The sequence below is a fragment of the Halomonas getboli genome, assembly GCF_023094245.1.
GTDB classification, from domain to species: domain Bacteria; phylum Pseudomonadota; class Gammaproteobacteria; order Pseudomonadales; family Halomonadaceae; genus Halomonas; species Halomonas getboli.
On the sequence record NZ_JALMEW010000002.1, the window covers coordinates 436,374 to 449,604 of the forward strand.

Annotated in this window: 11 protein-coding genes; 4 read left to right on the forward strand and 7 right to left on the reverse strand. The window is 68.0% G+C overall.

The window, feature by feature from the left end:
- Window positions 1-177 precede the first annotated feature (177 nt).
- The 3 genes from MYL53_RS06990 to MYL53_RS07000 form a co-directional block, all read right to left on the reverse strand.
- A complete protein-coding gene (locus MYL53_RS06990; protein WP_247852896.1) occupies window positions 178-3,366 on the reverse strand; it encodes an efflux RND transporter permease subunit in 3,189 nt (1,062 codons plus the stop codon).
- Entirely contained in the window at window positions 3,363-4,631 is a 1,269-nt protein-coding gene (locus MYL53_RS06995; RefSeq protein WP_247852897.1) for an efflux RND transporter periplasmic adaptor subunit, read from the reverse strand. Before MYL53_RS06995 ends, MYL53_RS06990 begins: the two co-directional genes overlap by 4 nt.
- A gap of 94 nt (window positions 4,632-4,725) precedes the next feature.
- A complete protein-coding gene (locus MYL53_RS07000; RefSeq protein ID WP_247852898.1) occupies window positions 4,726-6,171 on the reverse strand; it encodes a TolC family outer membrane protein in 1,446 nt (481 codons plus the stop codon).
- Window positions 6,172-6,341: 170 nt separating this feature from the next.
- Between MYL53_RS07000 and MYL53_RS07005 the strand changes: the two genes are divergently transcribed.
- On the forward strand, window positions 6,342-7,250 hold the full coding sequence (locus MYL53_RS07005; RefSeq protein ID WP_247852899.1) for an alpha/beta fold hydrolase: 909 nt from the start codon (window positions 6,342-6,344) through the stop codon (window positions 7,248-7,250).
- A 47-nt stretch (window positions 7,251-7,297) separates the two neighbouring features.
- On the opposite strand, the gene MYL53_RS07010 is transcribed toward MYL53_RS07005, so the two are convergent.
- Together MYL53_RS07010 and MYL53_RS07015 are read right to left on the reverse strand one after the other, a co-directional pair.
- Window positions 7,298-8,155 carry a fructosamine kinase family protein gene (locus MYL53_RS07010; protein WP_247852900.1) on the reverse strand — a complete coding sequence of 286 codons (858 nt, stop codon included), beginning with the start codon at window positions 8,153-8,155 and terminating at the stop codon, window positions 7,298-7,300.
- 196 nt (window positions 8,156-8,351) lie between these two features.
- Complete coding sequence (locus tag MYL53_RS07015) at window positions 8,352-8,864, reverse strand: fasciclin domain-containing protein (RefSeq protein ID WP_247852901.1); 513 nt, start codon at window positions 8,862-8,864, stop codon at window positions 8,352-8,354.
- Between the two features lie 199 nt (window positions 8,865-9,063).
- On the opposite strand from MYL53_RS07015, the gene MYL53_RS07020 reads away from it, so the two are divergent.
- Window positions 9,064-9,375 carry a YqfO family protein gene (locus tag MYL53_RS07020; RefSeq protein WP_247852902.1) on the forward strand — a complete coding sequence of 104 codons (312 nt, stop codon included), beginning with the start codon at window positions 9,064-9,066 and terminating at the stop codon, window positions 9,373-9,375.
- An 81-nt stretch (window positions 9,376-9,456) separates the two neighbouring features.
- Here MYL53_RS07020 and MYL53_RS07025 read toward each other — a convergent pair whose 3' ends face one another.
- A complete protein-coding gene (locus MYL53_RS07025) occupies window positions 9,457-10,014 on the reverse strand; it encodes an NUDIX hydrolase (protein ID WP_247852903.1) in 558 nt (185 codons plus the stop codon).
- Between the two features lie 92 nt (window positions 10,015-10,106).
- Here MYL53_RS07025 and MYL53_RS07030 point away from each other — a divergent pair, with 92 nt between their 5' ends.
- Window positions 10,107-10,727, forward strand: a complete 621-nt coding sequence (locus MYL53_RS07030; RefSeq protein ID WP_247852904.1) for a CoA pyrophosphatase — start codon at window positions 10,107-10,109, stop codon at window positions 10,725-10,727.
- On the forward strand, window positions 10,724-11,374 hold the full coding sequence (locus MYL53_RS07035; protein WP_247852905.1) for a 2OG-Fe(II) oxygenase: 651 nt from the start codon (window positions 10,724-10,726) through the stop codon (window positions 11,372-11,374). The genes MYL53_RS07030 and MYL53_RS07035 overlap by 4 nt, the downstream gene beginning before the upstream one ends.
- Window positions 11,375-11,387: 13 nt before the next feature.
- Here MYL53_RS07035 and MYL53_RS07040 read toward each other — a convergent pair whose 3' ends face one another.
- The gene (locus MYL53_RS07040; protein WP_247852906.1) at window positions 11,388-13,154 is read right to left on the reverse strand and encodes a PHA/PHB synthase family protein; all 1,767 of its coding nucleotides are present in this window, start codon (window positions 13,152-13,154) and stop codon (window positions 11,388-11,390) included.
- Between the last annotated feature and the right edge of the window lie 77 nt (window positions 13,155-13,231).

A 13,231-nucleotide genomic window follows, 5' to 3' on the forward strand; every position in this document is an offset into this window, starting at 1 on the left:
CCGTCCGGCCGATTAGCCGGCAAAGTGTTTTTCTCCCTTCAGCGTAGCGGTCGCCGGCGGCGGGCAACGCCCCACTTTGGTCGCAGATCGCCGCCTGCCTCACACGTTTGTCCCTGCCAACGAAAACGGGCACCGCCTCCCGAGGGAGACGGTGCCCGTCGACGCGGGGCGCGACCGTTAGCGGGTCGCGTCCTGCTCCAGCGCCGGCTGCGACTCGCCGGCCTGGTCGCCGCGCGTCTTGCGCTTCAGCCAGTCGGTGACGCCGGCGATCATGGCGTAGAAGGTCGGCACGAACAGGCTGCCGAGCACCGCCACGGACGCCATGCCCATCGCCACCGTGGTGCCGATGTGCTGACTGCTGGTATCACTAGCCCCGGTGGCCATGGCCAGCGGCAGGGTACCGAAGATAAACGCCAGCGAGGTCATCACGATCGGCCGGAAGCGCAGCTCGGCCGCCGTGACCGCCGCCTCGCGGATGGTCTTGCCCATCTCGCGCCGCTGCAGTTCGGCGAACTCGACGATCAGGATGGCGTTCTTGGCCGCCAGGCCGACCACCACCAGCATGCCGATCTGCACGTAGACGCTGGTATCCAGCGAGCGCAGCGCGATGCCGCCGATGCCGCCCAGGAAGGCGAAGGGCGTGGCCGTGAGCACCGCCAGCGGCAGCGACCAGCTCTCGTACTGGGCCGCCAGGATCAGGAACACCATCAGCAGGCCGAAGACGATGGCGATGGTCGCCGCGTTACCGGCCTGGCTCTCCTGGTAGGCGGTCCCGGTCCAGCCCATGCCCCAGCCATCGCCCAGCGTGTCCTGGACGATCTGGTCCATGGCCGCGATCGCCTGCCCGGAACTGTAGCCAGGGGCGGGACCGCCCTGGAACTGAGCGCCCGGGTAGACGCCGAAGCGGGTCACCACCGCCGGTGCCACCTGGCGATCCAGGGTCACGAACTCGGACAGCGGAATCCGCTCGCCGTCGCCGCCGCGCACGTAGACGTTGTTGATGTCCTCGGGCGTGTCGCGGTACTCGTCCTCGTTCTGCAGATAGACCTGGAAGTTGCGGCCCTTGTAGCTGAAGTAGTTGACGAAGCCGTTGCCGAAGGTATTGCCCAGGGTCGAGTTCAGCGCCGTCAGCGAGACCCCATAGCTGAGCGCCTTCTGCTGGTCGATCTCGGCGTGGAAGGACGGCACGTTGACGTTGAAGGTAGTGAACACCCGCTGCAGCACCGGACTCTTGCCGGCCGCCTGCATGACCTTGACCGAGGCCTGATAGAGCTCCTCGGGCGAGGCCCCGTCATAGGACTGCAGATAGCCGGTGAAGCCACCGGTGGTCGACAGGCCGATGATCGGCGGCATGTTGAAGGCCATCGCCGAACCGCCGGGGATCTGCGCGCCCATGCCCATGATCTTGCCGATCAGGCCGGTGGCGGTGATATCCCGCTCGTCCCACGGGTCGAGGGTCACGAAGATGACCCCGCGGGCGGTGTTCACCGAGCTGGTCAGCATGTCGTAGCCGGCCACCGCGGTGGAATACTTCACGCCCGGCGTTTTCTCGATGGCCGCGCTGAGCTTGGCCATGTAGGTCTGGGTACGCTCCAGCGAGGCCGAATCCGGCAGCTGCACGGAGGTGATCACGATGCCCTGGTCGGTCTCGGGCACCAGCGTCGACGGCGTGGTCTGGTACAGCCACCAGGAGCCCGCCCCCACCAGGGCGGTGAGCAGCAGCGCCAGGCCCCAGAATCGCACCAGTTTCTTCACCACCCACATGTAGACAGCGGTGACGCCGGCGAACAGGCGGTCGAACAGGCGCAGCGGCGTGCGCACCGCGCGCATGAAGGCCGTTTCCTTGCGATGCAGGTCGTGCTTGATGAAGATCGCCGACAGCGCCGGGGTGAAGGTCAGCGCCATCAGCGCCGAGAAGGCCACCGAGACGGCGATGGTCAACGCGAACTGCTGGTAGATCTGCCCGCTGAAGCCGCCCAGGAAGGCCACCGGCACGAACACCGCCGCCATGATCAGCGAGGTGGCGATGACCGGCCCACCGACCTCGCGCATGGCCTGCATCGTGGCCTGAAGAACGGTGATCTCCTCGTCCTCGCCGAGCACCCGCTCGACGTTCTCCACCACCAGGATGGCGTCGTCGACCACGATGCCGATCGACAGCACCAGCGCGAACAGCGTCAGCAGGTTGATCGAGAAGCCGAAGGCGTAGAAGCCGGCGAAGGTGGCCAGCACCGAGACCGGCACCACCGACATGGCGATCACCGTGAAGCGCCAGTTCTGCAGGAAGATGAACAGGATCACGCCGACGATCAGGAACGCTTCGATGAAGGTGTGCAGCACCGTCTCCACCGAGGCATTGATGAACAGCGTGGTGTCGTATGGCGTGGCATACTCGAGCCCCGGCGGGAAGCGCTCGGACAGCTCTTCCATCTTGGCCTTGACCGCATTGGCGGTCTCCAGGGCATTGGCCCCGGGCTGCTGGTTGATCAGGATCGGCGCCATGGTGCCGCCGTTCAGCTTCGCATCCACCCCGTAGGACGAGGCTCCCAGCTCGATGCGCGCCACGTCGTCCAGGCGCAGCGCCGAGCCGTCGGGATTGGTGCGCAGGAAGATGTCGCGAAAGTCGTCGACGTTGGTCAGGCGACCGCCGGCGGTGATGGTATAGGTGAAGGCGCGCGGATCCGACTGCGGCGCAGACGCCAGACTACCCGCCGGCACCTCGGTGTTCTGGGCGCGGATCGCGCTGGCCACCTCGGACGGCGTCAGGTCGTACTGCGCCAGCTTGTCCGGATCCATCCAGATGCGCATGGCGAAGTCGCCGCCGCCCAGCACCTCGGCCTCGCCGACGCCGGGCACCTGGCGCAGCTCGTCGAGGATGTTGAGGGAGGCGTAGTTCTGCATGAAGGTCTTGCCGTAATCGCCCTCGGGCGAGATCAGCGAGACCAGCATCAGGATCGAGCTGGAACGCAGCTCCACCGTCACGCCCTGGTCCTGCACTGCCTGGGGCAGCTGCGAGAGCGCACCCTGCACGCGGTTGTTGACGTTGATGGTGTTGATGTCGCCGTCGGAGCCGATATTGAAGGCCACGCTCAGGCTCATCGTGCCGTTGTCGGAGCTGGTCGAGTTCATGTAGAGCATGTCCTCGACGCCGTTGATGGCCTCCGCCAGCGGTGCCGCCACCGTCTGGGCCACGGTCTCGGCATCCGCCCCCGGGAAGGTGGCGTTGACCGAGACCGTGGGCGGCACCACGCTCGGGTACTGCTCGATCGGCAGCACCCGCATGCTCATCAGGCCGACCACCGTCAGGATGATCGCCAGCACCGACGCGAAGATCGGTCGCTTGATGAAAAAGTTGGAAAAATTCATTCCGCCGCGTCCTCTTCGGCCGGCGAGGCGCGTTCGGCGGCGGGCGCGCTATCGCTGCCCTGCGCCGCCCCCTGAGCCTGGCCGGATGCCTGTCCCTGGCGCTGGCCGGTGGCCTGGGCGATCAGCGCCTGGGCGTCGCCGTCGAACGGCTGCGGTTCGATCGGCGTGCCCGGCTCGACGCCCGCCGGGTCGCCGACCATCACGCGATCGCCCGGCTCCACGCCGCCGGTCAGAATCTGCCACGGGCCGGCCAGCTCGCCGAGCTCCACGGTGCGGGCGCGCGCCACGTCGTCCTCGTCGAGCACGAACACCTGCGGCCCCATCAGGCCCTGGCCGATGGCGATCTCCGGCACCGCCAGCACGTCGAAGCGCTTCAGCCCCGCCAGCTGGATCCGCACGAACTGGCCGGGCAGCACCGCGCCGTCGGGATTGGCGAAGGATGCCTTGGCCTGCACCGTGCTGGTGTCGTTGTCCACGCGCGACCCGAGAAATTCCAGGTGTCCCTCCAGCGTCGTCCCGACGCTCGGCAGCGACAGGGTGGCCGCGATGGTCTCGGGCGACTGACCGCCCAGCTGCTGACGCAGCACGAAGGCGTCGCGCTGGGGCAACTGGAAGCGTACCTCGAGCGGGTCCAGCGGGGTGATGGTGGCCAGCTCGGTGCCCGAGCTGACCAGATTGCCCACATTGACCTGGCTGAGGCCGATCGCCCCGCTGACCGGCGCGGTGACGTCGGTATAGCCCAGGTCGATCCGGGCATTGGCCAGCGCCGCCTCGGCCTGGGCCACGCTGGCGCGCGCGACGTTGAGGTCGGCCTGGGCCTGGTCGGCTTCCTGGCGGCTCACGGAGTTCTGGTTGAGCAGCCGCTGGTAGCGGCTGGCGTCGCGCTGGGCGCGGGCCTCTTCCGCCTGGGCGCTGGCCAGGTCGGCCTTGCGCTCATCCACGGTCGCCTGATAGACGTCCGGCTCGATGGCATAGAGGCTATCGCCCTTCTCCACGATATCGCCGGGCTCGAAGAGGCGCTCCTCGAGGACGCCGCTGACGCGGGCCACCAGCGTCACCTCGGTGTCGCTGCTCAGCTTGGCGGGATAGGACTTGTCCAGCGGTATGTCCTGGGGCGCCATCGTCGCCACCGGCTTCGGCTGTGCCGGCGTCTCGGCGCCACCGCCCTGCGACTGGGCCGCTTCGTCCTGGCCACAGGCGGACAGCAGCAGCCCTGCCGTCAGGGCCAGCAGCCCTGCGCGGCTGCGTTGAAGTGTTATGTTCATGCCTGAATCTCGTTAGGGGATCGAACGTAGAAGGGGATATCGCACGACAGACGCGAATATAAACATACATTCGCGTCTGTACGTAAGTGAAAGATCACGACTCCGGCTGCGGCGGCTGACCGATGTCCATCGCCTCGTCGTAGCGACTGTCTTCCCGGGTGTCCGGCAGCGCCAGAGACACGCCCTGCTCTGCCGACAGCCAGTCGTTGAGCGACTCGATGGCCTCGACGTTCAGGGTGCCCGACTGCTGGCGCAGAGTAAGCAGGTCGATCACGTAGCTGAAGCGCGCATCGGCGTGGTCGGCGATGGCATCGTAGAGGCTCTGCTCGGCGTTGAGCACGTCGACGATGTTGCGGGTACCGACCTCGTAGCCGGCACGGGTGGCGTCCAGCGCGCTCTGATTGGAGACGATGGCCTGGGCCCGCGCCTCGACGGTGGCCACGTCGTTGGTGACCTGGGTGTACAGCGAGCGCACTTGCTGGACGGTCTGGCGACGCTGGTCCTCGAAGTCGTACTGGCTGGACTCCAGGTCATAGGTCGACTGGCGGATGCTGGCGCTGGTACGGCCGCCGGTATAGATCGGCAGGCTCACCCGGGCACCGAGCTGACTCTGGGAGTTGTGCCCCTCCATGTGGTCCTGGTCGCTGTCGGAGTAGTCGTAGTTGGCGAAGGCCTCGACCACCGGCAGGCGCTGGGCCTGGGCGATGTCCACCGCGTCCTCGGAAACCTCGACGCCGGCCTGGCTGGCCAGCACCAGCGGGCTGTTATCCATCGCCAGATCGATCCAGGCGTCGCGGCCGGTGGGCTGCGGCGGGATCACCGGCATGGCGTCCTGGAGGGCGTCGATGCTCTCGTAGCGCTGGCCGGTGAGGCGTTCCAGGGCCTCGAAGCTGACCTGCAGCTCGTTCTCGGCGGCGATGCGATCGGCACGGGACTGGTCGTAGCTGGCCCGGGCTTCCTCCACCTCGGTCACCGCAATCAGGCCGACGTTGAACTGCTCCTGAGCCTGCTCGAGCTGACGGCCGATGGCCCGTTCCTGGGCGCGGCGCGCCTCGAGGATGGCGTGTGCCCGCAGGATATCGAAATAGGCCGAAGAGACATCGATCAGCACCTGCTGCTCGGTGGCCGCCAGCTGATAGGTCTGCTGGTCGATCCGGCTCTCGGCCCGATCGACCTCGGCACTGTTGGCGGCATCGAACAGCGCCTGGGTCGCCTCCAGGCTCAGGCTGGCGCTGTTGTAGCTGTCATCACCGTTGCCGGTGCCGGCCGTGCGGGTCGAAGCAACGCTGTCGTACAGGCGGTTATGTGCCACCTGGCCCGTAGCCGAGACCTGGGGCAGCAGATCGCCACGCTCGACGTTGCGGCCTTCCTCCACGCTGCTCCGCTGGGCGCGCGCCGAGGCCAGGCTGGCGTTGTTGTCGATGGCATCCCGGGTGATGGTCAGCAGATCGGCGGCCTGGGCCTGGCCGGCCAGCGAGACGGCCAGCAGGCAGGGCAACAGGGCAAACCGCCCCGACGGCACCGGACGATACGGTTTCATCGGCAAGTTCCTTCTCAAAGTGGCTATGGACTATACATTCATTGTCGCATGTTTATCGCGTCAATCCATCAACGCTGGTGTAATTAGCAAGAAAATTATCGCGCTACCTAGCTATCGCCTCCGAGCGACTATGCTGCAAGGCAGCATAAACCCACTCAGGACATGCCACCATGGACGACCTGACCTTCGTACGCGTCAGGCAGCTGGACGTCGCCGTACGCGTCTGGCATCCCGACGCGCCCCGCACCCTGATCGCCTGGCACGGGCTGGCCCGCCACGGCGGCGACTTCGCCGACTTCGCGCGTCTGCTGGGCCCGGACTGGCGCGTCCTGGCGCCGGACACGCCGGGGCGCGGCCTGTCGAGCTGGTCGCTCTACCCCGCCCACGACTATGTGTATGCGCACTATATGACCATAGCAGTCGCGGTGCTCGATCACTTCGCTCTCGAGCGGGTGCCCTGGGTCGGCACCTCCATGGGCGGACTGCTGGGCATGCTGCTGGCCGCCAAGGCCGACACCGCCGCGCGCATCGAGCGGCTGGTGCTCAACGACGTGGGTCCGGAGCTGAACCCGGACGCCCTGGTCGCCCTGGGCACCTATTTCGGCGTACCCCATCGCTTCAACCACTTCCGCGATCTGGCCGCGGAGCTGCGCCGTCACTATGCCGGCTTCGGCCCGCGCAGCGACGACGCCTGGCGTCGTCTGGCCCTGGGCAGCGCCCGCCGGCTGCCGGACGGCGGCTGGACCTACCACTACGATCCGCGCATCGGCGAGCAATTCATCCACGACACGCCGCGCGACACTTGGGCCGACTGGCGAGCGATCCGCTGTCCGCTGATGGTGGTGCGCGGCGCCGAGTCGCCATTGCTCGAGGCCGAGAGCGTCGAACGCATGCGCCAGGCCCAGCCGGACCTGATCAGCCTCGAAGCGGCCGACTGCGGCCATGCGCCGATGCTCGACCGCCCCGAGCAGGCGGGCCCGGTCGGCGACTGCCTGACACGGGACTTCCCCGCCGTCGAGTGCCCCGGTGACGGAATCCCCTGGTGGCGACGCGCCCTGGCCCGACTGCGTCGGGGCTGAGCCAGTTGACAACGTTGAGCAAGTCCCGGGCGCGGCATGCGAAGGCCTCAGCCGCCCTGCTCCACCCGTGTCAGCGTCCGCGCCACACCATCGCGATAAACGCCGCCGAACAGCAGCAGGTGATTGAGCAGCGGGTAGAGCTGGAACAGCGCCTCGCGACGCGGCCAGTCTGCCGGCGCCGCGCCGTTCCAGTAGGCCTCGAGGCAGGCCTCGGACGGGGCACCGAACAGCGTCAGCATGGCCAGATCGACTTCCGGGTAGTGACGATAGACCGCCGGGTCGATCAGCGCCGGCCCACGAGTCGTATGGAGCACGTTGCCCGACCAAAGGTCGCCGTGCACCAGCCGCGACGGCGCATCCGGCAGCCAGTCCTCGAGCCCGTGGGCCACGACCTCCAGCCGCTCTCGAAGACGTGCGTCCAGCAGTCCACGGTCGTGACAGGCGCGGGTCAGAGGCAGCAGCCGTCGCTCGCGCTGGAAGGCACGGCCGTCGTCGAGCGGCGCGTTGGGCTGAGGCGTGGCGCCGCAGGCGTTGTCTCGCGCCCAGCCGTGCGGGGCCTCGCCCGAAGCGGGTTCCGCCCCATGCAGCTCGCGCAGCCCCTCGGCCAGGGTGCGCTCGCCGGCCGCCGTGCGCCGGGCCGGGGTCAGCGCCTCCATCACCAGCCAGCCATCGCCCTCGCCCCAGACCTCGGGCACCGTCAACATCGCTGTCGCCGCCTTCAGGGCCTGCAACCCCTCGGCCTCGCCGGCCAGCCGCGCCGGGTCGTCGCGCTTGAGCACCACCTCGCCGCGATCGGTCTCCAGCCGATAGACGGCAGCGATATCACCGCCGGAAAGCGGCTCCAGCGAGCCGCGAGGCCTGAGGCCGAGGCGATTCAGCAGTGCTTCGAGAGCCTCATCGAACATCCGCTGCACTCCGTACGTCATCGTGTCCGACGAGCCTCGCCCCGCAGGGAGCCGCTGTCAAAGCGCCCCGACCTGTCACCTAACCGCGTGCGCTGTATCGGCCAAACACGGTACCGGCCAACAAAAAAAGGCCGCCCGGGGGGTGGGCGGCAAACAGGGGGATTGCACGAGGCAATCGCGGGGGAAATCGTCGGCGTCACTCGGGCATCAGCACACCGTCGATGACATGAATGACGCCGTTGCTGGCCTCGATGTCGGGCTGAATCACGGTGGCATCGTTCACCATCACCTGGCCGTCCATGGTGGTAATGCTGATGTCCTGGCCCTGCACCGTGGAAGCGCTGTCGGCGGCCATGGCGTCTTCGGCCATGATTCTGCCCGGCACCACGTGGTAGGTCAGCACCGCGGTCAGGGTGTCGCGGTTCTCCGGCTTGAGCAGCTCGTCAACGGTACCCTCCGGCAGTGCCGCGAACGCCTCGTCGGTGGGGGCGAAGACGGTGAACGGGCCTTCACCCTTGAGGGTCTCGACCAGGCCTGCGGCCTTCACCGCAGCCACCAGCGTCTCGAACTGGCCGGCCTCGACGGCAGTATCGACGATGTCCGCCTTCATGGCGTGATCGTCGGCCTGGACGGTGGCGCTGAGGCTCAACCCCAGGCCGACCAGGCCGGCACCGATGAAATGGGGAATTCGTGACGTCATGACATTCATGTGATGGCTCCTCCGGGTCATCCCGGCTGGCACTCGATGCGAGAAATGTCCTGGGTCGAGACATGCCTCAACTCGACCTATACAAAAAAATATACCCTGTATAGAAATTGGACAAGTTTTTTCTGCGCGACCGTCTGGCAGCTGACGAACGGCCCGCGCTATGGCACAACGGTGGCGAACCCCCAGCCTGGAGCCCATCATGTACAAGCTTGCCTTCTTCGTGCCCGTGGAGGATGCCGACGCCGTCAAGGACGCCGTCTTCGCCACCGGCGCCGGGCGCATCGGCGACTACGAGGCCTGCTGCTTTCAGACGCCGGGCACCGGGCAGTTCCGCCCGCTGGCCGGCGCCGACCCGCATATCGGCCGCGTCGGCGACCTGGAGCGCGTGGAAGAGCTCAAGGTGGAGCTGGTGTGCGAGGATGCCCTGATCCGCGAGGCCCTGGCCGCCCTGAAGCGCGCCCATCCCTACGAGGAACCGGCCTACGACGTCTGGCAGCTGGCCGACCTGTAACGCGGGCAACGACAACGCCACGGGCCGAAGCCCGTGGCGTTGTCTCATCCGCCAGCAAGCACCATCAGGCCGAGCCCATCGTCATGCGGAACCAAAGTAGCGCTCGCGATCCTCGGGCGTGATATCGCTGACGTGCAGCGGAAAATCGCCGCCGCGGCGATCGGCGAAGAAGTGATGCAGGGTGCGCTCGATGGTGGGAAAGGCCAGTTCGCCCCAGGGAATCTCGTGCTCCTCGAACAGCGCCACCTCGAGGCTCTCCGGCCCCGCGCCGAAGTCGCCGTCGAGCTCGCCGCGAAAGATCATGAACACCTGGTCGATGTGCGGCAGGTTGATCATCGTGTAGAGGCCGTGCAGGGCCACCTCGGCCATGGCCTCCTCTCGGGTCTCGCGGGCGGCCGCCTCCGGGGTGGTCTCGCCGTTCTCCATGAAGCCCGCCGGCAGGGTCCAGAAGCCCTTGCGCGGGGCGATGGCGCGGCGGCACAGCAGCACCCGCGAGCCCGACACCGGCAGGGTCCCGGCGACGATGCGAGGATTCTGGTAGTGGATGGTGCCGCAGGCGTCGCACAGGAATCGCGGCCGATCGTCGCCCTCGGGAATCGCGAAACGGACCGGCTGCCCACAATGACTGCAAAAGTTCATGGCGCTCCCTGACTGGCTGGCACCGGGAGTGCCCCGGGCTTGACGCCGCGCGCGGCGACTGGGTAAAAGAGGTGAAACTCGATGGAATCATCATGTTAGAGAAACTTCGCGAGCGCCTGCAAGCGCATGCGCCGCGCCGCCTGACGCTCGACCTGCCCCAGGCGGCGGTGCTCCTCCCCCTGGTGGCCCACCCCGAACCGACGCTGCTGTTCACCCGCCGCGCCGCCCACCTCTCCACCCACAGCGGCCAGGTCGCCTTTCCCGGCGGCAAGCGCGAGGACGGCGACGACAGCCTGCTGGCCACCGCCCTGCGCGAGGCCGAGGAGGAAATCGCCCTGCCGCCCGGGAGAGTAGAAGTTCTCGGCCGGCTGTCCGACGTGATCTCGCTGCACGGCATCCGGGTCACGCCCTTCGTCGGCCTGATTCCCCCGGGCCTGCCGCTCGTGCCCGATCCCGGCGAGCTCGACGCCATCTTCGAGGTGCCGCTGGCGGCATTCCTCGACGACAGGCGCACCCACACCGACGTGATCCGCGTCGACGGCCGCGACTACTACGTGCCGAGCTATCGCCACGACGACCACGTGATCTGGGGCCTGTCCTCGATGATGCTGGTGGAGCTGCTGGCCGAGGGCTTCGCCATGCCGATCGATCTCTTCCAGCGCCCCGAGGGCAAGCTGCACTTCCACCCCGAACGCCGACTGACGCCATCATGATCCGACCGCACCTGCCCGCCGCCCGCCTGACCGAGCTGGTCGACGCCCTGGTCGAGCAGGGCTGGTACCTGGGCGAAGACTTCCTGCCCGAGGCCCTGCACGCCCCGCTGCTCGCCGAGCTCGAGACGATGGCCGCCCGCGAGGCCCTGGAGGCCGCCGGCGTCGGCCGCGGCAGCGAGCATCACCTGCGCCGAGACATCCGCGGCGACGCCATCCACTGGCTGGACCGCGAGAGCCTGGCCCAGCGCCGCTATCTCGAGGCCATGGGCGAGCTGCAGCAGGCGCTCAACCAGGCGCTGTTCCTGGGCCTGTTCGAGTACGAGGCACACTTCGCCCAGTACCCGCCCGGCGCCTTCTACCGCCGCCATCTCGACAGCTTCCGCGGCCGCGCCAACCGGGTGATCTCCACCGTGGGCTACCTCAACCCCGACTGGCCGGACGACGGCGAGGGCGAGATGGTGATCTTCGACGAGCACGACCCCGAGCGCGAGCTGATCCGGGTCCGGCCCGAGGCCGGCACCTTCGTCTGCTTTCTCTCCGACCGCGTGCCCCACGAGGTGCTGCCGACCCGCTATCCCCGCGCCAGCATCGCCGGCTGGTTCCGGCGCAATGCCTCGCTGGGAGGACTGGTGGACCCGTCGCACTGACGGCGGCGAGCGCTCAGGGCATCAGCACGAAGCGCCCCGGGGCCTCCTCCAGCGGCGGGTGCGTCGCGCTGCCCATCGGCGGCGGCGCGATCTCGCCGCCGGAATGCTCGACCAGCCAGGCCTGCCAGGCGGGCCACCAGGAGCCCTCCTCCCTCGGCGCCGTCTCGCGCCAGGCGTCAGGATCGATATAGCGGTCGCTGCCGCGACGGGTGCAGCGCTGATAGTGCCGGTGCGGATGCCCCGGCTCGCTGATGATGCCGGCGTTGTGGCCGCCGTTGGTGAGCAGGAAGGTGACCTCGTCGGTGTCGGCCAGCAGATGGATCTTGTACACCGAGCGCCAGGGCGCCACGTGGTCCTGCGACGTCGCCACGCTGAACAGCGGCACGCGGATGTCGCTGATCGCAATCGGCCGGCCCGCCACGTGATAGCGCCCGGTGGCCAGGTCGTTGTCGAGGAACAGCCAGCGCAGGTACTCGGAGTGCATGCGATACGGCATCCGCGTCAGGTCGGCGTTCCAGGCCATCAGGGCGTTCATCGGCTGACGCTGCCCCTGCAGATAGCGGTGCACCACCCGTGACCAGATCAGGTCGTTGGAGCGCAGGATCTGGAAGGCGCCGGCCATCTGGTAGCCGTCCAGATAGCCGCGCTCCCACATCATGCTCTCCAGGTAGGAGACCTGGCTCTCGCCGATGAACAGCGAGAGCTCGCCGGCCTCGGTGAAGTCCACCTGGGTGGCCAGCGTCGTCAGGCTGGCCAGGCGCGCGTCGCCGTCCCGGGCCATGGCCGCCGCCACGATCGACATCAGGGTGCCGCCCAGGCAGTAGCCCACGCCGTGCACGCGCTCGGCGCCGGTGATCTCGGTGATGACGTCCAACGCCGCCATCGGCCCCTCGCGGCGATAGTCCGCCATGCCCAGGTCCCGGTCGTCGGAATCCGGGTTACGCCAGGAGATCATGAACACCGTGTGGCCGCGGCCGACCAGGTACTCGACCAGCGAGGCCCCGGCGTGCAGGTCGAGGATGTAGTACTTCATGATCCAGGCCGGAACGATCAGCACCGGCTCGGCATGGACGCGCTCGGTGGTCGGCGCGTACTGGATCAGCTCGATCAGATGATTGCGATAGACGACCTTGCCCGGCGTGGTGGCCAGCTCATGTCCCACCCGGTAGGCCTCGGCGCCCACCGGCGGCCGCCCGGCCAGGGCACGATGCCAGTCCTCGACCAGGTTGCCCCAGCCCTGCATGAGATTCTGGCCGCCGGTGGTCAGTGTCAGGGAGGCGACCTCGGGATTGAGCCACGGCAGGTTGGAGGGCGACCAGCGATCCAACCACTGGCGGGCCACGAAGTTGATCACCCGCTCGCGATGCGCCGGCAGGCCGGTGACATCGGTGGTGGCCTTGTGCCACCACTGCTGGGTCAGCAGGAAGCCCTGGTAGTGCAGGCTGTAGGGCCACAGCCGCCAGCCGGCGGCGCTGAAGCGCCGGTCGTGAGGCAGCGGCTCGATGCACGGCGGCGTACCGGGATCGACGCTCAGGTGCTGCAGGTAGCTGCCCCATCGCCAGGCCTGGCGCCCGGCCTTCTCGGCGAGCTCGAGCTGCTTGCCCGGCGACAGCGCCAGATGCATCCACCACTCCGCCTGGAGGCTGGCGAGCCCCGCCGGCGAAATGCCCGCGGTCAGCTTCGCCAGGCCGGCATGGAAGGCCCGATCGAGCTGCAGCGCCACCGGATCCTCGACCTCTTCGCCCTGCCCGGATGACAACTCCGACGGAGACTGACGCATCGCACGCTTCCTCCCGACCGTTTGACGAACGCTCCTCAAGGCTAGCAGCTGGCGAACAGCAGCAAGGCCGTCATGGG